The sequence below is a fragment of the Bacillus sp. MUM 13 genome (genome assembly GCF_001866725.1).
Taxonomy (GTDB): Bacteria; Bacillota; Bacilli; order Bacillales; family DSM-1321; genus Peribacillus.
Genome location: NZ_MLYQ01000014.1, coordinates 1 through 22088 on the forward strand (window position 1 = coordinate 1; position 22088 = coordinate 22088).

The window sequence follows — 22088 nt, forward strand, 5'->3', positions numbered from 1 at the left end:
TTCTGTGAAGCGATCCCGTTGTTAAACCGGATTGATTGGAGTGTAAGGTGCGTGACTCCTGTGGGATTAGCGGGAAGGTGAGACTCAAAAAAATAAACCCCGGCGATATGCCAGGGCCATTTGTCCGCTGAATGACTGGTTTTGGTTTAAAGTCCAGCCCGCTATCCTACTGTACGACCTCCCCGCCTGTCCGAAATAATAATTGGGGAACTGAATACTGGCTTGAGTAGATATGATGTATTACTACAAAGAGGAATTGATTAATCCTATTGTTGCAGATAAAACAGATCCTGCAGCAGCTAAAAAGCATACCCTGCCGAACCACTATATTATGGGCGGTTCTGCAGCAGAAGATGCGAATGGAAATCCTTGGCTGGGCTCTTATGTATACAGCCATGGAAATCTAATTGCTGATTTGCTGGATAATTTGGTACTGGAATCGACTGGCGTTTTACAAAAATCCAGAATTTATGAAATGAGCTCAAATAAAACACTGAGAGAGACAGTTGCTTTCTTGATAGTGAGGGACAATGCCCACCAAAATGCTTTTGCTAAAGCTTTGGAAACATTAGGAGTCGATTGGGCAAAACTTTTCCCTGTGCCTAATTATGATATTAATATCCAGAGTGTAAAAAGTATGTTGATATGGGCTTCCATAATGTACAATTTAACTTCAGACTAGATCAAAAAAGGATTGCTGAAATTTTCTCAGGGCAAACTCCAAGCAGAAATGGCGGAGAGCTTTCCGTGGTACAGCCTCCATACGGCTTCCCGGTTCCGCAGCTTCCCGAAAGACCCAACATGCATAGCCCTGGCATTTCAGACATGGGACGATAAATTATCACGACTGCTTCAATAAAAAAAAACCGGATAAAGGAATGTTAACATCCTTTATCCGGGTTTTTTACTTATTTATTTAGAAACACGATGTTTGATATCATCAAGGTCATGGTGAAGTTCAGGAGATGGTATTGCCGGATTAGGAATTTGCCCTTTCGCTACCGGGTTTGCCACATACACAAAATCACCGGATTTATCAGGGGCTGTTCCCTGAGCCCAAAGGCCCTCAGAGGATTCTTCTCCTTCTGACAAGTTCCAGAATTCATATGCTTCCTGCTGTGATTCCATTTCCGCTTCCGGCGGGAATGAGGCTGGCACGACTACACCATTTTTCTCTTCCAGCTCAGCTATCGCAGCCATCCATTGATACTGGTGATACCGGTCGCGGGCTAGCATTTTACGGAAAGTAGCACGAACTCCCTCATCTTTGGTCATATGATATAATCGGGCAACTTGAAGGCGGCCCTGGCTTTCCGCATGCAGGTTTGAACGCATGTCCGCTAATAAATTTCCGCTTGCCACAATATATCCCCCGTTCCAGGGAATACCATTTGAATTGGTCGGCAGCCCTCCAAGTCCGCTTACTAAAAGATGCTGCGGATTGACGCCCCCCATAATCGCTGCAATAGCAGGATCCTTAGCTGCTTCCGCCTGATCTGCTGGTGTTGCACCATCAAGCAATTGACTGATTAAAGAGCACAGCATTTCTACATGGCCAATTTCCTCAGTCCCGATATCCATAAGCATATCTTTGTACTTCTCTTCACCCCTGCAGTTAAATCCCTGAAAGAGGTACTGCATCATGACTGTCATTTCTCCAAATTGTCCGCCCAATACTTCCTGAATCTGACGGGCAAGCATCGGATCCGGACGATCAACTTTCACTTCAAATTGTAATTCTTTTTGATGTCGAAACATAGGTTATGAATCCTCCTTTAGTTTTTATAATTCATATACTTTGTACCCCTGGGCTTATTTTCCAAACTCTTCTTTTTAAAAAAAGGCTGTTTTCTTACACTTTGTTGCTATGGAAAAAGATGGATGATTTCCGCTCCAGGATGCCCGCTTTCCTTGGTGCGGGCGGTTGAGCATCTCCGGCTGCGCCTGCGGGTCTCTCCTGTAACAAAAAAACCTTCAGGAGTAAAACAGCAAAGTGCCAGAATCAGCGATACGTTTATTCTTATAGCTCTTACTCTTTGCTTTATAGTAAGCATAAAGTTCTTCATGATTTCTAATAGTGTTAAAGTGAATCCCTTTTTTTCTTTTTTTTCATCGAGTTCTTTTGCTTTTTGTTATATATATAGAATAGAATGAAACATTAAATTAAAGGAGATGAACGAATTGGAAATCAGAGAAATGAAAAACGGAGAAATAGAAGAGATTAGAAAACTCAGATTAGAAAGTTATAAAGAATACGAAAAATTCGTTTCAAAAAATCATTTCGAAGTTTTAAAAAGCACACTTGTGTCTGATAATGATTTAAAAAGCAATGCGAAGATATACATTGTTGAACTTGATGGTCAAATTGCAGGAAGTGTTGTTTTATTTCCGCCATCAATTCAAGCTTATGATTGGAGTGAAAATGTACAGAGTTATCCAGAAATTCGTATGCTTTCGGTCAAACCTAACATTCGTGGCAAAGGAATAGGAAGAATGCTTATTCAACATTGTCTTAAAGTTTCAAAAGAAGAAAATCATTCACACATTGGTCTTCATACAGCGTCTTTTATGGAAAAAGCTCTATCTCTTTATGAAGACATGGGATTTGAGCGTTTATCTGATCTAGATTTAGAACCAATGAATGATGGGATAATTGTCAAAGCCTTTATTAGGGAATTATAAAGGAACTCCAAGTGAGTTCTTTTTTTATAAAAGCAAGTAGATTAATATGCTGTCCAATGGCTAACTTAGAAGAGTCAACGCCTGGATTTGTTTCTTGAATTGTATCAGCAGAGATGCGGTCCTTCATTCTTTTGCAAAATATCAACAAAACGTGCAACAGAGTCTTAACCTAAAATCATGTGGTGAGAAAAAGTTCAAATGCAGTGATAAAATAAAGAAAAAAAACCATAAAAAATAGGCGTATCAAACAAACTGTTGATACACCTTAAAAATACATTGTTACTCATGTTTCTTTAATTACTTTAAATTCAATTAGATTGCTCTTTCGTTTGAATTATTCAGCATTAAGATACCGTACGTTAGCTAAGGATTTTGAAGCTTCATCTGCAAAGGATGTCAATGCCCCGGCTGAAACAATGTATAGCTCATGCATGGCCCTCGTGCAAGCTGTATAAAACAGCTTCCGTTCTGATTCTCTATTATATACAGCTTCTGAACCGTTATAAATGATTACGGCATCAAATTCTATTCCCTTTGCCAGGTAAGAAGGAATGACAACGATTCCTTCCTCAAACTCCCCCCTGCCCTGTCTGATAAGCTTAAGAGGGATGCTGTCTTTTAATTCCTGATAAGCCTGAACACTTTCTCCCTCAGTTCTGCATATCACAGCTATGGACTCATGGCCTCTTTCACGGAGACTTTCAGCCGCCGTAATTACCGCTTCTTTAAGCTGGGAATTCCGGCATATAGTAATTTCCGGTTTTACTCCCGGCCGGTTAAATGGCGTTATGTTTTCTTCGTCAATAAGGAGGGATTTCGTAAATTCAACAATTTCACGTGTGGACCGGTAGCTTTTGGTTAATTCAATCTTCCTGGTTTCTTCCTGCTGAAATAATTCAGAGAGAATATCCATGCCAAATTCATTTCCATGAGCAAAAATGGTCTGGCTGCTGTCCCCCAAGACAGTCATTTTACTATTCGGAAAAACCTTCTTTATGAAAGCAAATTGAAAAGGAGAGTAATCCTGTGCCTCATCAATAAACACATGCCGAATTCCTGTATTTTTCATTCCTTCTTCAAGGCCTTCTTTTAAAAATAATAATGGTGTTGCGTCTTCATAATATAATTCATTTCCATCAAGCATCCTTACAGTACTTAAACAAATTTCATCCCACGTCTCAGGAAATAAAGAAAGATTTCCTCCAAAACTTAATTTATCAACAAAAAGCTGTTTATAGATAGAAACAACATCCAGAAATCCAAAAGTTTTGATTTGACGATAGATGGGCTTGAAGCTTTTCTTCACAATATAAGAAGATAAAATGACTTCTTCCCGTTTACTATCTGAAAAATCATCATTATCCTCGCCATTTTTGACTTTTAGAGCCTTTCTGTAGCTTTTTAAATAATCTTCTTTATCTAAATACTGCATTTCTTCTTCAACCCATGATTGCTTTCTTTCGTTTATCTCCATTTTCCGTACTTGGCGGAGCAGTTTTTCAGACAGCAATGCCAGCCTGTTTGGAATGGGAATTGATTGTTCTTCCTCATAAAACAGCTCTTTAAGTTCCTCATTAGATATAAGCACTCTGCCTCTAAATATAATATCCTTAAAAAGCATTCCGTCCTTCTTAAGAAATAGTAGATATTCTTCTATCATTTTTAAAAACGCTAAAGAAGATTTAAAGGATATATTCTGCAGTCTGGATAGATATCCAGGATCTTCAGAAGTGGCCAGTACATATTCCATTTGAGAAAACAAGCTTTCCATCTTTAAATCTTCCTGGAGAAATTGAAGCAAATACTGCTCGAATGTTGTCTGCTGCATATTTTCTTCTCCAAGTTCAGGAAGCACATTAGACACATAGCTGTTAAAAAGTGCGTTAGGGGAAAAGAGCAAAATCTGGTCTGCATTCATATTGTTTCTGTCACGGTATAGCAAAAAGGCAATCCGCTGAAGGGCAGATGATGTCTTTCCGCTGCCCGCTGAACCCTGAACAATAAGCAGCTTGCTTCTTTCATCCCGGATAATCAGGTTTTGTTCTTTCTGGATGGTGGCAACGATGCTTTTCATTTGGCTGTCAGCCTGGCTGCCCAGAACCTCTTTTAATAACTCATCTCCTATCGTGATACCGGCATCGAACATACTGACAATTTTGCCTTCTTTGATGATATATTGCCTCTTCAGCGTTAATGTACCTTCCATCCCCCCTGCAGGAGCATCGTAATGAGCAGGTCCCAGCAGATAGTCATAATACACGCTGGATATTGGTGCACGCCAATCATGGACAAGAAAAGAATCTGACTCATCGTCATAAAAAGAACCTATCCCGATATACACTTGATCTGTCTCTGTTTCTCCAGCTTCCATAAAATCTATTCTTCCAAAATAAGTGGAGTATTTTAGCTTTTTAAGCAATTTCAGCTGTTTTCTTGAATGATCCTGCCGCCGCTCTCTCTCGGATAAAAGCTCTGTTTGCTGACGTATGCTGATATATGTTTCTGCAAGATCGTCAGGATTATCAAGATTCACTGTGACATCATCCCAGAAGGTTTTTCTCAAGCCCGAAATATCAGTTCCTGCTTCACCTATCTGCTGCATAAATACCGCTGTTGAGATATTGATTCTGTGAACAACATCACTCACCCGTTTTTGCTCTTGCTGTATTTCTTCTTCCCAATTCCTCATAGCAAGCCTCCTGATCAACGAATTATTTTTGATTGACACCATCATTAATTATGTGTATAATATAAAGTAGGATAATTATATTTAATTTATAACTAATATTCAAACCTCATTTTATGCTACCACAATCCCTCCGCAGATTCAATATCTGTATTTTTTTATGCCCTAAATTCCTCTTCATGATGTAATAACGCGAAATTTCATTTTTTTTGTCGGTAATTAATAATTGAATATTCATTTAATTTTCGATATGATATTCCCGAAGGACGTTGCAAACGCTTTCAAAATAAGCGGCTACACCAATTAATGAGGAGGGTATTCATGGCAAATCTTACGCTGGAAATTAGCGAAAAATTGCAGAAATTCCTGCAGGGCCCGAAAAAACTTTTTATTAACGGGGAATTTGTTGAAAGTGCTTCTAATAAGACTTTCTCCACTCCAAACCCGGCAACAGGAGAAAAGCTTGCAGACGTATACGAAGGAGACCAGGCTGATATCGATATGGCCGTCAAAGCCGCAAGAAAGGCATTTGATGAAGGCAAATGGTCAAGAATGAGCGCTGCCAAAAGAAGCCATCTGATGTACAAGCTTGCTGATTTAATGGAGCAGAACAAACAGGAATTGGCCCAATTGGAGACCCTTGATAACGGAAAGCCTATTGGAGAGACAACAAATGCAGATATCCCGCTTGCTGTTGAGCATATGAGATACTATGCCGGCTGGGCTACGAAAATCGTCGGCCAGACCATTCCTGTGAGCGGAAATTACTTTAACTATACCCGGCATGAAGCGGTTGGTGTTGTCGGACAGATCATTCCATGGAACTTCCCTCTTCTTATGGCAATGTGGAAGCTTGGTGCCGCACTTGCAACAGGATGTACAGTTGTATTGAAACCCGCCGAGCAGACTCCGCTGTCAGCTCTTTATTTAGCCGAACTGATAAATGAAGCTGGCTTCCCTCCAGGCGTAGTGAATATTGTTCCCGGATTCGGTGAAACTGCAGGACAATCCCTTGTAAACCATCCGCTTGTTGATAAAATCGCCTTTACCGGATCAACTGAAGTCGGAAAATCGATTATGAAATCTGCAGCATATACATTGAAGCGCGTAACACTTGAACTGGGAGGAAAATCTCCAAATATCATACTTCCTGATGCGGATTTCTCAAAAGCAATCCCAGGAGCATTGAACGGGGTTATGTTTAACCAGGGACAGGTTTGCTGTGCCGGCTCACGTGTATTTATACAAAAGAAACACTATGACAATGTGGTTGCCGATATGGTAAGCCATGCTAAAAACATCAAACAGGGCGCCGGACTTGACCCGAATACACAGATTGGCCCGCTGGTCTCGCAGGAACAGCAGGATCGTGTACTTGGATATATCGAAAAAGGCTTAAATGAAGGTGCTGAAGTGCTTGTGGGCGGCAGCAAGCCCCAGGATGACGGTTACTTCGTTTCTCCAACGATCTTTGCAGCGGTCAATGATGAAATGTCCATTGCAAAGGAAGAAATATTTGGTCCGGTCATCGCTGCACTTCCATATGAAGACCTTGATGAAGTGATTAATCGCGCTAATGCAAGCGAATATGGACTGGCTGCCGGCCTGTGGACAAGAGATATTTCTAATGCTCACTATGTTGCCAGCAAGCTGCGTGCAGGAACTGTCTGGGTCAACTGCTATAACGCTTTTGATGCAGCCTCTCCTTTCGGCGGGTATAAACAATCAGGCATGGGCCGCGAGATGGGCTCGTATGCACTCAATAATTATACAGAAGTTAAAAGCGTCTGGGTAAATCTTGGCAGATAATAGTCTCAAAAAGGCTGATTTAAAAATCGGCCTCGCTGTTCCACAGCAGCAAAGTTTTGAAAAACAGCCCACTTTAAGAGAGAAGCCAAAGAATGTTTCTTTGGCTCTTTTTCATGGTATTGCACGTCACAAGTCCCATACGAATGACCGCTTTTGATAAGCGGGTATGTTGCTGTCTTCCCACTTTCTTTAGTGATAATTATCAGAGTAAATAGTATCTTTTTTATAGAACAATAAGTACAATAAATGTAGATAATGAAAAAGGAGAATGATTAATGAGCAACTTTCAGACTAATTTAGAAAAATACGCAGAGCTTGCCGTTAAAGTTGGCGTAAACGTCCAAGAAGGGCAAACCCTTGTTATCAATACAATGCTTGAGGGAGCCGAGCTTGTAAGGGAAATCGTAAAAAAAGCCTACAAAGCAGGAGCGCGCAATGTCATTGTTAACTGGAATGATGATATTGTCGGACGCACAAAATATGAACTGGCTCCTGACGATGTTTTCAGCGAATATCCGGAGTATAGAGCCAAAGAAACAATAGAATTAGCTGAAAATGGTGCAGCCTTTTTATCGGTCATCTCATCAAGCCCTGATCTGCTGAAAGGCATTCAATCTGAAAGGATTGCCAATTTCCAAAAAGCAGCAGGAACAGCCCTTAAGAAATACCGTCAATATATGCAGTCAGACAAGGTTAGCTGGTCAATTGTTGCCGTTCCTTCTCAGGCATGGGCAGATAAAGTTTTCCCTGATGATGCTGCAGAAACTAGAATACATAAGCTTTGGGATGCCATCTTTAAAGCAACCCGCATTGATGCGGAAAATCCAGTAGATGCATGGAAAGCCCATGACAGCAGCCTCCATGAAAAAGTGGACTATTTAAATGAAAAACGCTATACAAAACTTCATTACCGCGCCCCAGGAACTGATTTGACCATTGAGCTCCCTTCTAAGCATCTATGGGTAGGTGCCGGCAGCATCAATGAAAAAGGCCATGAATTCATGGCTAACATGCCAACTGAGGAAGTATTCACAGTTCCTTTGAAAACTGGTGTAAATGGTACAGTTTCCAGCACAAAACCGCTTAGCTACGGCGGAAACATTATCGATAACTTCTCTGTAACCTTTAAGGATGGACGAATCACAGAAGTGAAGGCAGAAGAAGGTGAGGAAATCTTAAAGCAGCTTGTCGAAACGGACGAGGGTTCACATTATCTTGGAGAAGTAGCACTTGTACCATTCAATTCGCCAATTTCCCAATCAAATATTTTATTTTACAACACACTATTTGACGAAAACGCCTCAAACCATTTAGCAATCGGAAGCGCATATGCTTTTTGCATTGAAGGCGGCAAAAAAATGAGCCAAGAAGAACTGGAAGAAAACGGGCTGAACGAAAGCCTAACACATGTAGACTTCATGATCGGTTCAGATCAAATGGATATTGATGGAATTAAAGAAGATGGAACCTCAGAGCCTGTATTCAGAAACGGCGACTGGGCTTTTTAATACTAGTATTGCCAAAAACGCCTGGATTTCACTATCCAGGCGTTTTGCATATTAATCAGGCAAGTCCTTAGAAAACCAGTTTCTTTTGCCCGAAATAATTCAAAATGGTATATAGCCCCATGCCTATGATCACGGCAAGATTTTTCTCAAAATGTCGGGGAATGGCCGGAAGATGTCCCAAAGCCAGATGAACAGCTCTTAAGCCAAGGCCGTATGCAATAAAATAGCAGGCTAATATAACAAGGATAAATCTCAATACACTCCCTGCTTGATTTTTGGTGCTATTAAAAGTAAATTTCCTGTTTAATATATAGCTTACTGCAGCACCAATAATATTGCCCATTAAAGTGGATGTCCAATAGGAAAAATGAAGCAAATTCATGAATGTAAAGATAATAGCCAATCCTATGAGTGTATTAATGATTCCAACCGCCAAAAAACGGATAAAAGAGCCTGAGAGAAGTTTCACCATTCTTCTGTAACAGGCGGGTTATTAAAGGAATTGTAGGATTGCTGGCCAGCTGAAGACGGTGTATAAAGATCCGTTTCAATGGCATAAACCGGCCTTTTTTTCACTTCTTTAAATATCTTCCCGACATACTCCCCAATAATGCCGATTCCTATTAGCTGCAATCCCCCAATCAGCCAGACTGACATCATGAGCGATGACCAGCCGGTTACAGAATGATCCAGCAATTTAACAATTAAACTATAGGCTCCTGCCAATAAACTGATGAAAAAGGCCAGAAAGCCGACTGCAGTTACAAGCCTGATAGGCGCGATACTAAAGGATGTGATTCCATCCAGGGCAAATGCGATCATTTTTTTCAGAGGATATTTAGATTCCCCTGCCATCCGCTCTTTGCGGGCATACGCCACCTCTGTTGCAGGAAACCCGATTAAAGGAATGATTCCCCGCAGGAAAATATTCGTCTCTTTGTACTTCAGCAATTCTTCCAAGGCTCTTTTGCTCATCAGGCGGAAATCCGCATGATTAGGCACCAGGCTGATCCCTATTTTGTTCATAAAGCGATAATACCCGACAGCAGTGTTTCGTTTAAAGAACGTATCTGTGCTTCTGTCATTTCTCACGCCATAAACGATATCATATCCTTGCCAATACTTTTCTACAAAGCTATGAATGACATTCACATCATCCTGAAGATCTGCATCAATTGAAATGACGCAGTCAGAAAGCTTGCTTGCCGTCGCTAAACCTGCCAAAAGCGCATTTTGATGGCCTGCATTGTGTGCAAGCTTCAGTCCTTTTACAAATTCATTATTTTCTGATTCCTGCTCAATAAGCTTCCAAGTGTTATCCTTGCTGCCATCATCGACAAATAGAAGCTTGCTTTCTTCGGAAATAAGCTTATCACTAATTAGTGTTTCCATTACAGATGTAAGCTGCGCTGCTGTCGACTGGAAAACTTCTTCCTCATTATAGCAAGGCACTACAATCGTTAATACGGGATAGTGCAAAATCAATGACCTCCTTTTGGTACCTATAAACTTTACTTAACTTTATATAAATAAATCTTCCATGCTGAATGGCTTGAATTGAATGACTTAAGGAAATGAAGGCCATCTTCTTCGGCATTTAAGATGGGCACCGCGGACATAATATAGCGTCCTCCCATTTTTTTGAAAACTGCCGTATTTAGCTGCAGATTATGAATTTTCTTTTTGCTGTCTTTACGATAATCATATTTCTTCCCAAGCTCTGCAACAAAGATATAGCACCTTCCTCCCCACGTATCAAAATATCTTTTTTCTTTTTTATTTTTGTCCAGCTCTTTTGCTATAATTTTGCGGAACTGATGTTTATATGATAATGGATAAAAATTGTTATACGTATCAAGTGTGTAAAAACCGTTATATTGTGAAATAGAAGGATGAATGCCAATGCTGGCGACTCTATAGGATGATTGTGGTTTCCCTATGTAGTTCTTGATGTCCCTGAATTGATCCTCCGCATAAAATTCCCTGAAAGATGGCTGATGAACCACACGGTAGTATAACTCCGGATTAGCCAGGAATAATAGTGCAATTTGCAGGATCAGGAAAATCTTCACCAGCTGTTTTGCAGCCATGCCCTTTTTCCATAAGATATAAGCACCTGACCCGAACATCATATAAATAATCATCGGCCTCAAAAAATGAAAACGGGCAAAGTTGAATGTATTTAAGAGTCCAAACTTTTCCTTCAATGGCTCCCAACCTTTAAAAAACCAAAACGCATACCAGATGGACAGTACTCCATTCAAAATAAACAGGCGGACGAATTGCTTTTCCTGTTTCCATAATCCCTGTCTTGCAATGAACCAAATTACAATGAAAGACAAAGGCACAATAAAAAGTGTATGCAGGGTCATGACATGGGTATGTCCAAGAAAATAATTTTTGATTGCAAGACGAATGGTATGCCAGAACCCAAGAGTGGAACTGACAAATTCATTCCTGCTTGTCGGAGCTTCAGGAATCACAAGAGAAAATACAAGCCTGTATTCAATCAATAAGAATAACAGAGTCATATACATTATGCCTGCCAAAAACTTTGCATTTATATCTCTCTTTACAGCCAGGTCACGCAGCCATAGCAAGCCCATTGCCGTCAGAAAAAAGAAAAATCCCAATACAAAACTAGAGTAAAGAGGCAGCAATGTGAGTGTCAGCCAATCCTTCCAGCTTCCCTCGCGTTTCCTAATATTCAGGAACGCCCATAAAGCAAGCGGCTGTCCAAGCGTGCTCAGCATGCCTGAGGGCCAAAAGGGCGTTAAAGCAAATGCCAATGAAACGCCAATTGTAATCGGATATGCATCCTGGTCTTTAATAAAGTGCCTTTTTAAAAGCATGTACATGCCTATAAAGGCAATTATCCTTGTAAGGGCCTGGCTCAATGAATATGCAGTCATTGGATCAAACAAATTATGAAGCCACTGTATACCGCTGAATTCTGTTCCAAAAGCATTGCGCGGCAATCCATTTATTATTTGAGGAATTACTGCATTTACTGGGCCGAATAGTTCCCCGCTGTTTCGAAGAACCTTATACCAGGCAATGTTTGAATCCAAATTATCATGAACCCTCATATGGGCATCCTGCCCCAAAAAGAACATGGGTGAAAGAAAGAGAATAATCAGTGCAAAAGCCACATATAGAAAAATTCGTTCTTTGCTTGCAAACTTATTTTGATTCATTATCCAATTTCCTAACTATTAATTTTGGTATTGCTTAGATTCTTCCAGTATCTCTCTCATTTTTTCCAAAATCGGTGTTCTTAAACCTGGATCCTTAACAGCTAATGACATAGTTGTCAGAATATAATCCAGTTTTTCGCCCACATCGTATCTTTCACCTTCAAATTGATATGCATAGACAGATTGGAAGGCGTTTAACCTTTCAATAGCATCCGTCAGCTGGATTTCTCCGCCTTTTCCGGCTTCCTGGCTTTCAAGCAGCCCGAATATCTCCGGAGTCAATACATATCTGCCGATAATACCCAGATCAGAGGGCGCTTCTTCAACAGAAGGTTTTTCAACAAAGTTTTTGACCTTATACAGTAACCCTTCATTTGTTTCAGGATCTATAATCCCATATCTTGAAACTGATTGAAGCGGCACCTGTTTAACACCCACTACAGAAGAGTTATGCTGATCATATTGTTCTATAAGCTGCTGAAGGCACGGCGTTTTAGCCTCAGTGATATCATCGCCCAAGAGCACTGCAAATGGCTCGTCGCCAATAAATGACTTTGCGCACAAGATAGCATGGCCCAGACCTTTTGGTTCTTTTTGCCTAATATAGTGAATATTGATCAATTCACTCGCCTTTTCTACTTCTTTTAAAAGCGCATCATTTCCTTTTTTGCGCAAAAATTGCTCAAGACCCGGATCATGATCAAAATAATCCTCAATGGCTCTTTTTCCTCTGCCCGTCACAATGATGATATCTTCAATGCCAGACTCGATGGCTTCTTCTACAATATATTGAATGGTCGGCTTATTCACGATTGGAAGCATTTCCTTGGGCATAGCCTTTGTAATCGGCAAAAATCTTGTTCCAAGTCCTGCTGCAGGTATAATTGCTTTTCTGATTTTTTTCATCTTTTTTCTCCTTATATACAACTGTTTTTTTATTTATAGGCTTTCGTTTATCTTCCCTGCTGATTTCCGCTTCAGCATCCTCCTTACGCCCAAAGCTTTAAGCCAATATGGTTTACGCACCTTCCGGCTCAATCACTGCCAGCCAAAACCAGCATAGGACTAAGGCAGCCCATTAAATCATTTCGTCTATCTTCTCCGCTTTTCATTCTTTTGGCCTTCACTTCCTTAAAACCCGCGCGACTTAATTGATCGACAAATCCATGTTACTTCGCACGTCTCTCCATCTCAAGACTATATAGTATTGCGCCACAAGGCTATATACCCTTTATAAGCACCGGCATAACTCTGCGGGTTCTCCTTCGAAACTGCCAGACTGCTGACATAAGGCCAAAGAAGCACTTGATATTCCTTCATTAAAAATCCTCAGTACCTTCATGCTAAACGGCATTCTTTTGAAACTAAGCTTTTCGCCGTCTTCCCTTGGTATTATTCCTGTATATATTTTACATTTTTGTAAATAAAATGAACTATTTCTTATTGTACTATACTCTGTATATGAAATCCTTTTTTGTATTCTTTAAATGTAAGACTTCCAGGCAACAGGCTTTCAGCATGACTGAAAGAATCCTGCATTTCCTGCTATTTGATAATCTGCTTTTTGATAGACGGCCACTCATATCATCTGAAACCCTGGATTCCCTAAAGCCTTGTCCAAACAATAATTACTGTGGAAACACCAGACCCTGAATTTCCTATAATGCCGAATAGAGATTAGATGTCATTTTCTCGTTCACATACTCAGTGTACACGATGATGAGTATGTAATGATGCGTCTTTTTGAGCAATTTTTCCATATTTCCTATATTCTCCAGCTACATTCCAAATAAGAAACGGCCTTGTTTTCTGCTTGCTCTTACAGCTGTTTTATCTGAGATAATCACTGAAAGGAAAAATGATTTCCGGGTTTTCGTTTCTTACTTTAATAGTATCCATTCAGCTTTGAAAATATTTCTTTTCCTTTTATACCGATTCTGAGCGTTTTTTAAAGATCTTAAGTAAATGTACCAATTGAGCCTTAATTATCTATGAAAATCACATTAAAATTTAATTAAAACAATACTATTTTAAATATAGCGGCATAATGTTTGCGAAACAGGTGACGCAGCTGTTATTACCTTATAGGTTTTACTCAGGCCTGGAAGTATTTCAAAAGGCTGTTTTCGTAAACTATGTTTCTATTCCAAGTGGCTGATTTAACAATATGATTGCCTCACAGAACTCTTAAAAAACAACAAACTTTAAGAAAAGAGCCTTTTAAAAAAACAAAAAGAGCTGTCCGTGTATGGTCAGCTCTCCTGATTTGGATCTGCAGGATGGATTAACGGCAGAATCACCTCAACTTCTGTCCCTTTTCCTTCCTCGCTGCTTATGTTTATTTCTCCTTTATGCTGGATTACAATATTTTTAGCAATCGCTAAGCCAAGGCCTGTTCCCCCAGTTTCCCGGCTTCTTGCTTTATCCACCCGGTAAAACCTTTCAAATATCTTCTTAAGTTCATCAGCCGGTATTCCGATTCCGCTGTCCCTCACCCGGATAACGGCATGCTCCTCATAGCCTTCAATAAAAACATCAATTTTTTCCATGCTGTATTTTATGGCGTTATCAAGCAGGATAATGATGACTTGTTTAATTTTCAATTCATCTGCCAGAATAACGGTTTGGGAATCTTTATAATGAAGCAGGATTTCTCTTTTATAGGCTCCTTTTAACTGCTTCAAGATACTTTGGCACAATGCTGTAATGTGGACTTGTTTGATATCCAGTGCATTCTCATTTTCAGTATTCGCCAGGTCAAGAAAATTTTCTGTCATTTTTTGGATTCGTGTAGCTTCTGAAAGAATGGAATCTATCGCTTCATCTGTAATTTCCTTATTCTGCATGCCTCTCCTTCTAAGAAGGTTTGCATAACTTTTAATGACTGTCAGAGGCGTTTTAATTTCATGTGATGCGTCCGAAATGAATTGCTTTTGTTTTTCTATGTTATCTTCTAATCTCATGATCATCCGATTAAAAGTATCTGCCATATTCTGCAGATCGTCTTTTGCTTTCTTTTGCATCACGATTTTTTTAGGAATTCCGCTTTGTTCGATATCCTCCATGGTTTTAACCATATTGGTGATGGGACGTATAATGATATTTGATAAAATCACACCGCCAAATAAAGAAAGGATAGCAGCCAGGACCGTGCAGGTAATGAGGATGGACAGAAGAATGTCCTTTCTTACTTCAAGGCCCAATAGCCTTTCACCAATTTCAAGCGTCCCTATCACTTTTTGCTTATCATGAATCGGGACTCTTACAATCAGCACCTGTTCTTCTCCTTCTTTTTCATGCATCACCCGCCGCTGGGTACTCACCTTATCGCTGAATTTGGCCCCTATTTCAGCCAGATGCTTATCGTTGGCCGCCTGACTCAGGATTTTCGGCCCCGGCTGAACAATCCTGATAAAGGAATGATTCGTTAAGAAAGGATTCAATTTTTCTATTGTTTGCTGGGGCGGATCCAGGATATTAATTTCTTTAATAATGGAATCCGCTTTTTGAAGAACAGTTTCCTGCTCCATATTTACGGTGATTTTCATGAATGAAAATAGCACAACCGCATTGATTGCGATTAAAATACACATTAGCCATGCTGTTGTCATTAAATTGATTTTTGTTGTGATCTTCAAAGTTAATTCTCCTTTACCGTATACCCGACACCGCGAACGGTCTGAATAAGCGGCGGAGATGAAAAACATTCATCGATCTTTTTTCTTAAATGCCTGATATAGACATCAATGACATTAGTTTCTCCTTCATATTCATATCCCCAGACATTGATGAGGATATTTTCACGAGTAACTATTTTATTTTTATTGCTGATTAAATAAACGAGAAGATCATATTCCTTTGGAGTAAGAATAATCTGGGTCCCTTCCCGTACTACTTCACGGGTCTCCAAATGAATTTTAAGATTTCCTAAATGCAGAACCACGCTTCCGTCTTCATTGATGCTTCCATTATTATCATAAGCATAATGGCGGATACAGGAACGGACTCTTGCAAGCAATTCTTCAATCTCAAAAGGTTTTGTTATATAATCGTTGGCACCCTGATCTAAACCAAGTACTTTATCCATCGTTAAATTCCTTGCTGTTAACAGGATGACCGGTACATGATTATTTTCTTTTCTCAGTCTCCTCAAAACCTCAATGCCGCTCAGTTCAGGCAGCATGATATCCAATATAATTAAATCGGGGTTAAAATCATATGCAGCCTGAAGACCAGACTTGCCATCATATTCAACAGCCGCCTCGTATCCCTCATATTCCAGTTCTATTTTCAATACCTTGGCTATTTGCATTTCATCCTCAACAACTAATATCTTCTTCTTCATTTTCCTCACCTCTAATGAAGCTTCTGATTACACTTTTTTCAGCATATAGCTCTTTTATGCAATCTCTTCTTATTAATGTAGCACTGAACGCCGGATATCATGAAATTTTAATCCTATTTTAATCATTTTTTCATCCGTGAACCTTCCACATATTGAGCAGACATTATCTAAATGCTGCTAAACCTAATCCCACAGGAGTCTCGCACCTTCCACTCCAATCAACCCGTTATAACAACAGGATTGCTTCACAGAACAATTAAATAACAATAATCTTTAAGAAAAGAGCCTAAAAAAATGACGCCTGTAAGGCATCATTTTTTATTTCGCCCTATCGCATTACGAGCCTGCTATATAAAATTTTGTAATAGCGAGATATTCACGGAGATACGTTTTCAGTATAATTACCTTCGGTGTTTTTGCTGGAAGCCCTGTTGTATGAAGGCCTTGTTTTTCAGCCATTAAACCTGCGCGATAAATATGAAAATCATTTGAAACAAAGATGCCCTCAGCTTTTGGATCAGGCAGCAGCTTTTTCGAGTAAGCTAAGTTTTGATAGGTGCTGACTGACCTGTCTTCCATAGTGATCCTGGAAGCTTCCATGCCAAGTGCAGTGAGCTCCCTCTTCATGCATTCTGCCTCAGAAATCGTTTCGCCAGGACCCTTTCCTCCAGATACGATTACCATGGTATCTTTATTTTCCCGCAAATAACGGGCAGCAGTGTGAATTCTGTTTTTGAGAGCGAGGGAAGGAATCGTTCCATTTACTCTCGCTCCCAGCACGATTAGGTACGAAGCATGTTTTGGTACAGCCTCAGTGCTGGCCTGATATATTTTCACTTGGAGGAATATGAGATATATAAGACAAATAGCAGCAAATGCCAGCATCACTTTCTTCCTTCTTTTCATCGGCGTTCCCTATCCTTTAATCAATTTTTCCGTTTACCTGCTTTATGCATGATAAGCTAGGTATGCTGCAATCCGGCTTATTGGTGGATAACGGTTTTTTACGCTTAAATCTTGATGATAATGGACTTAACCATTATCATAATACTAATGAATCATTTTCAATAAATGATATTACTTTTAATTAGGAGAAAACGTGATGGAATCTGAGTTACAGTATATCGGCAAAAAAATTGTTGAGAATCAGCTCAAATTAGCAGAAAACCTGGGTTTAATTCAGGATAGTGAGTATAGAGAGCGTTTAAGGTACAGCGACGCATCCGAGGAACAGCTTATTGAGTGGAGATCAATGCTTATATCATATTTAGGGGAGTCTTTGTACAGCAACAAGCAAGAGATAGAGAAAAAGGTAAAGGACTGGGCCAGGATGATCGGAGAATATTCAATACGAAATCACGTTCCCCTTGTTGATACACTAAGAGCTCTCACCTATTATCGTTCCGTCATTTGGGATGCTTTTACTGAGGAGCTGGAGAAACGCCAATTTGCAGCCATTACCATGCTTAATGTAAGCAAAAAAATCGATCCGCTGCTTGATTCCATCACAGAAATTTTCGGCGATGAATTTGAGAAACACAATAAAAATCTAATGAATATAGCATATTCTGCTCTTGAAGAGCTATCAGTACCTATTGTACCAGTTTATGAAAACACTGCAATCGTGCCGGTCATCGGCGAAATTGACCCTGACCGGGCAAAATTAATCATGGATATTACATTGCGGGAAAGTACAAAGTTAAACCTGAAAGTTTTGATTATAGACCTTTCCGGCGTCCCGATGATTGATGAAACAGCTACCCATAAAATAGGAGAAATAATCAATGCACTCAAACTTACGGGAGTTGAAGCAATTTTGACGGGAATCCGCCCTAGAATCGCCGAAACCATCATCAGGCTCGGTCTTGATTTTCAATCGTTCAATATTAGGGGAAGCCTCAGACAGATACTAAATGAACTGCAAGCACGCTAAGTGTCAGAAGCACACCCATCGGTGCCTAAGTTTGAGGACCATTCCTGCCCTTTAAGGCTCCGGCAATTGCCGGAGCCTTAACTTAATATAAAACCATATAGGGCCGGATAATAACAATGGAGTTAAATCTCCCGTTCAGGCACATGGTATCACAGGCGATATACAGCTTCATCAATATGAAGTTGATACATAAAAACTGTCATTTCTTGCTTGTCTCATTTCTTTATATGCATGATTCTCAAGCAGTGAATCAATTAAGCAGGCAATATCCTTTTCTTTAACATTCAGCTCCTTATTATAGGCAGCCAGCTGTTTATTAAAAATGGACATCTTCTTATCATTGCCAATCACTTTGGCCAGCTGGCTTTCAATAGGCTGATCAGGCATGAATTCAAATGCAAGGCCCCTGTCTTTCAAAAACTTCAGATTAACCTCTTCCTGACCGGGAAGTGCAGAATGGATAAATATCGGGATTTTTTTCCGGATCACTTCACTGATGGTCACTCCGCCAGGCTTTGTTATGATTGCATCTGCTTCATTGTATAAGATATTCATTGCGCTTCTGGACGTAATATAAGAAATAGGGGTTATATGCGGCAGTTTCCATGACTGAATCTGTTTCAGTAATTTTTGATTGTTTCCGCATAATACCCGATAATCAAAGTCCCCGGCTTTTTTTACATCTTGAAGCAAATTCATAATGTCCCCTAACCCGCTGTTGCCTCCGCTAATCAGGACCTTTTTCCGATTTCCCCTGTCCTTTGGCAGCCCATCCTTTTTCTTCAGCAAAAATTCACTGTGTACAGGTATACCTGTTATAAAGATGTTTTTTTTCGGAACCTTAAACTTATTCATTAAAGATAGCTGCACCTGTTTATTTGGGACAAAATGGGCATCAATGGCCTCTTTACCCCACATGTCATTCATAAAGAAATCTGTATATACATTGACAACAGGGATGCTAAGCTTGCCGTCAGCTTTTAACTGGCTGAGCAGCAGAGATGGAAAGCCATGGGTGCAGATGATTAAATCCGGCTTTTCTTCAGCCACCAATTGATTCATTTTTTTCATGAAAAGATGTTTATAAAACTTCAGAAGGGCCGTTTCTTTGGAATCGGCATTCACATACTTGCCGTATACCCATTGATATGACCCCGGTGTATATCGGATCCATTTTAAATAAAGATTCGTGACTATGGCTTCCAGGATCCCGCTTGTGTAACTGATAAAATCTATTTTTTTTATTTCAACATCTTTTTTTTGCTGTTGTATCATATTTGCAACGGCCTCTGCTACCTGGTGATGGCCAGATGGCATTCTCAGCAATGGCATGATAAGAATTTTTTTCATAGTTTTCCCTCCCAGCGAGAGTACACTTACATTTTAATGTATTTTATATTTTGGGACACTTATGCGCTATGCCTTTTTTTAAACCATTTATACAGCAGCAGGATTGCCACAAATGCTGCAGCGAGCAGCGGTATATAAGCGACATGTATTTTATCACCAAGAAAAAAGCCCAGTGTCACAAATGTAATTACCCAAATGACACTTCCGGCAGCTGACAGAATGAGAAAAACCGGAAAGGAAAATCCGCTTGTCCCAGCTATATATGGATTCAGCTGCCTTAAACCCGGAAGAAAAAAACCAATCAGCAGTGAGTATTTTCCATGCTTTTGGAACTTGCCTTCAACTATTTCCCAGCGTTCATGTGTCACTTTAATGTATTTCCCGAACCTGCGGATAAAAGATTGCCCAAGTGTCCTGCCGATCCAATAAGCAGTAATCATACCGCTTACCGCCCCTATGGCTGCAGCGGATGCACTTAATGAATAGTTCAGTTGATGTGCACCGCACAGCACCCCGAGAAACACCATAAAGCTTTCTTCCGGCGCAGGTATGCCAACGATGCCGCAAAAAAGGATAAGCAGGATGATCCAGTAACCATACACCTGCAAATAAGGCATAATCTGTTCAATGTTCATTCTTGATTCCTGCTGTCCCTTTATTTCCGTTAATCAGCGAATTCAGCGGAAGAAACCGAAAACCTTGCTGTTTTAACAAAGGAATGCTTTGATTCAGTGCCTTCAGCATGACAGCTGGAGCTTCAGGATCTGCTCCCTTCGTATCTCCGTTATCATGCAATAGGATGATTGTGCCATCAGAGGCACTTCCAGTGATCTTTTTTATAAGATCATTTTCTTTCTGTATTTTCCAGTCTCCTGAGATTGAAGACCACAAAATTTTGTTGTATCCCCTAGAAAGCAGTAACGTAAAAAGGTTAAAATGTCCCCATGGTGGCCGGTAGTATACCGGTTCCTTATTTGTTATAATTTCAATGATTTTTGAGCATTCCTGAATCTCTTTTTTGAGCTGATGCGGAAGCAGCATCCAGCTGCTTACATGCCGATAATGATGGATGCCGATTTCATGTCCTTCATCTCTCATTCGCCTTATAAGCGCCGGATACCTTTTGGCAAGCTCACCAACTACAAAAAAAACAGCTTTAATATCATATTTTTTTAATAGATCCAATAATTGAGGAGTATAAACAGGGTGCGGACCATCATCAAATGTAAGACATATGCCCTTATTCCTTAATCCTCGCTTATATATTCCAAGTGAAAACACTCTAATGATAATAGTTGAAAGCGGACCATATGCCAAAATGGCCAATACAAGTAAAATCAGCAAAAGAAAAAAAATCACATGTGTCCTCGCTTTCTTTGGCAAATCTTCATGCTGCCAAAAAAAATAATCCTTGCTTATCATTTCAGCCTAAAAGCTGTATTAGTTAAATAATAGTTTATTTTTAACATTTATGGAAATGATTTTTTCGATACTAGCTTTGTTTCCATTTTTGACGCTTAGCAGTTAACTGTTATAAGTGTAGAGAAGTACTGTGAATATCAAATGAAAATAACATTAAAATTGCATTAAAAAACAATAGAATGGAATTTTTTAGTACCATATTAGGGTGTAATTGCATTCGGGGGAAGAAACTGAAGCAATGTACACAGCAGACTATACATGCAGAAAAACGAAGCGGGCATACCCCTTTTCATGACGGAATGAAGGGAAAACTGATATGCGATAAAAAATAAAGAAAAGGAGCGTTCACTCCCTTTCTTTATTTAAAGGATAACATCATTTCTTCATAAATATACCTGCCAATCTGAGAAATGATTCTCCTTCCGTCTTCCTCACTTTCCAAGCTGTCCGTTAATACAGCTGCATATACCGTTACATCTCCCCGGGTAATTATGGCGGAATCATGTTCTGCTCCCGGTATTGCTCCATTTTTACTGGCAACTGTCACTTCATTCGAATTCATCATTGCAGGCAGTTTGCTGACCAGCTGCTGCTTTTCCATAATGCGGATAATATGCCGCCTGCTCTCTCCAGAAAGAAAACTTCCCTGATGGATACTGCGTAAACAGGTCACCATATCGTCTGCACAAGTATAGTTATCAAAGCCCTTTCCAATGGCATCGAAATCCATCATATACCTGCCAAGTACGGTCTTTTTCAAATTGAGCGAGGCAATTGTTTGATGAATGCTATTTATTCCCATTTTCCTGATCAGCATATTCGTTGCTGTATTATCGGATACGATAATCATAAGTGTCAGCATATCCTCTATCGTAAAACCTGATTTGCTTAATGCATGAAGGACACCGGAGCCGCCCGCAAGATCACTGTCTGATATCTCTGCACGCTCATTAAGATACATCTTGCCTTCTTCTATTTGGCGAAAACCTTCCATTATAATTGGAATCTTAATCAAGCTTGCTGCTTGAAAACATTCAGCAGCATCTTTCTGAATGAACTGATCTGCGCTATCTATTTTATAGCTGATCCTGCCAGGGAATTCTGCAATATGCGATTCAATTTTTTTTTGCAGGTTTGATAAATCCATTTAAGCGAT

At 39.9% G+C, this 22088-nt stretch carries 17 protein-coding genes and 1 pseudogene; 5 read left to right on the top strand and 13 right to left on the bottom strand.

The window, feature by feature from the left end; genetic code table 11:
* Positions 1-298: 298 nt before the first annotated feature.
* Positions 299-837: pseudogene (locus BIV59_RS04880) on the top strand (manganese catalase family protein); the annotation flags it as partial.
* A 75-nt stretch (positions 838-912) separates the two neighbouring features.
* On the opposite strand, the gene BIV59_RS04885 reads toward BIV59_RS04880, so the two are convergent.
* Positions 913-1758 (bottom strand): manganese catalase, encoded by an 846-nt coding sequence (locus BIV59_RS04885; RefSeq protein ID WP_071350338.1) that lies wholly within the window; start codon positions 1756-1758, stop codon positions 913-915.
* A gap of 423 nt (positions 1759-2181) precedes the next feature.
* Here BIV59_RS04885 and BIV59_RS04895 point away from each other — a divergent pair, with 423 nt between their 5' ends.
* On the top strand, positions 2182-2682 hold the full coding sequence (locus tag BIV59_RS04895) for a GNAT family N-acetyltransferase (RefSeq protein WP_170846084.1): 501 nt from the start codon (positions 2182-2184) through the stop codon (positions 2680-2682).
* Positions 2683-3016: 334 nt separating this feature from the next.
* On the opposite strand, the gene helD is transcribed toward BIV59_RS04895, so the two are convergent.
* Positions 3017-5371 (bottom strand): RNA polymerase recycling motor HelD, encoded by a 2355-nt coding sequence (helD, locus tag BIV59_RS04900; RefSeq protein WP_071350341.1) that lies wholly within the window; start codon positions 5369-5371, stop codon positions 3017-3019.
* Between the two features lie 318 nt (positions 5372-5689).
* Here helD and BIV59_RS04905 point away from each other — a divergent pair, with 318 nt between their 5' ends.
* Positions 5690-7177, top strand: coding sequence for an aldehyde dehydrogenase family protein (locus tag BIV59_RS04905; protein WP_071350342.1), 1488 nt, complete (start codon positions 5690-5692; stop codon positions 7175-7177).
* 275 nt (positions 7178-7452) lie between these two features.
* A complete protein-coding gene (locus tag BIV59_RS04910; protein WP_071350343.1) occupies positions 7453-8685 on the top strand; it encodes an aminopeptidase in 1233 nt (410 codons plus the stop codon).
* 67 nt (positions 8686-8752) lie between these two features.
* On the opposite strand, the gene BIV59_RS04915 is transcribed toward BIV59_RS04910, so the two are convergent.
* The 7 genes from BIV59_RS04915 to BIV59_RS04945 all read right to left on the bottom strand — a co-directional run bounded on the left by BIV59_RS04915 (position 8753) and on the right by BIV59_RS04945 (position 17133).
* Positions 8753-9157 (bottom strand): GtrA family protein, encoded by a 405-nt coding sequence (locus BIV59_RS04915; RefSeq protein WP_071350344.1) that lies wholly within the window; start codon positions 9155-9157, stop codon positions 8753-8755.
* A complete protein-coding gene (locus BIV59_RS04920; RefSeq protein WP_071350345.1) occupies positions 9151-10164 on the bottom strand; it encodes a glycosyltransferase family 2 protein in 1014 nt (337 codons plus the stop codon). Before BIV59_RS04920 ends, BIV59_RS04915 begins: the two co-directional genes overlap by 7 nt.
* Before the next feature lie 32 nt (positions 10165-10196).
* Positions 10197-11882: a DUF6044 family protein gene (locus BIV59_RS04925; protein ID WP_071350346.1), complete on the bottom strand. Its 1686-nt coding sequence runs from the start codon at positions 11880-11882 to the stop codon at positions 10197-10199.
* An 18-nt stretch (positions 11883-11900) separates the two neighbouring features.
* On the bottom strand, positions 11901-12788 hold the full coding sequence (gene galU, locus BIV59_RS04930) for a UTP--glucose-1-phosphate uridylyltransferase GalU (RefSeq protein ID WP_071350347.1): 888 nt from the start codon (positions 12786-12788) through the stop codon (positions 11901-11903).
* 1346 nt (positions 12789-14134) lie between these two features.
* Complete coding sequence (locus BIV59_RS04935; RefSeq protein ID WP_071350348.1) at positions 14135-15520, bottom strand: sensor histidine kinase; 1386 nt, start codon at positions 15518-15520, stop codon at positions 14135-14137.
* Positions 15521-15522: 2 nt separating this feature from the next.
* Entirely contained in the window at positions 15523-16227 is a 705-nt protein-coding gene (locus BIV59_RS04940; protein WP_071350349.1) for a response regulator transcription factor, read from the bottom strand.
* A gap of 336 nt (positions 16228-16563) precedes the next feature.
* Complete coding sequence (locus tag BIV59_RS04945) at positions 16564-17133, bottom strand: YdcF family protein (protein ID WP_071350350.1); 570 nt, start codon at positions 17131-17133, stop codon at positions 16564-16566.
* 196 nt (positions 17134-17329) lie between these two features.
* On the opposite strand from BIV59_RS04945, the gene BIV59_RS04950 reads away from it, so the two are divergent.
* Positions 17330-18160 carry an STAS domain-containing protein gene (locus BIV59_RS04950; protein WP_071350351.1) on the top strand — a complete coding sequence of 277 codons (831 nt, stop codon included), beginning with the start codon at positions 17330-17332 and terminating at the stop codon, positions 18158-18160.
* Between the two features lie 171 nt (positions 18161-18331).
* On the opposite strand, the gene BIV59_RS04955 is transcribed toward BIV59_RS04950, so the two are convergent.
* From BIV59_RS04955 to BIV59_RS04970, 4 genes are all read right to left on the bottom strand, one after another.
* Positions 18332-19510, bottom strand: coding sequence for an MGDG synthase family glycosyltransferase (locus tag BIV59_RS04955; protein WP_071350352.1), 1179 nt, complete (start codon positions 19508-19510; stop codon positions 18332-18334).
* 59 nt (positions 19511-19569) lie between these two features.
* Complete coding sequence (locus tag BIV59_RS04960; RefSeq protein ID WP_071350353.1) at positions 19570-20145, bottom strand: DedA family protein; 576 nt, start codon at positions 20143-20145, stop codon at positions 19570-19572.
* On the bottom strand, positions 20135-20869 hold the full coding sequence (locus BIV59_RS04965; protein WP_240501852.1) for a polysaccharide deacetylase family protein: 735 nt from the start codon (positions 20867-20869) through the stop codon (positions 20135-20137). Before BIV59_RS04965 ends, BIV59_RS04960 begins: the two co-directional genes overlap by 11 nt.
* A gap of 421 nt (positions 20870-21290) precedes the next feature.
* Positions 21291-22079, bottom strand: coding sequence for a serine hydrolase (locus BIV59_RS04970; protein ID WP_071350354.1), 789 nt, complete (start codon positions 22077-22079; stop codon positions 21291-21293).
* Positions 22080-22088 lie beyond the last annotated feature (9 nt).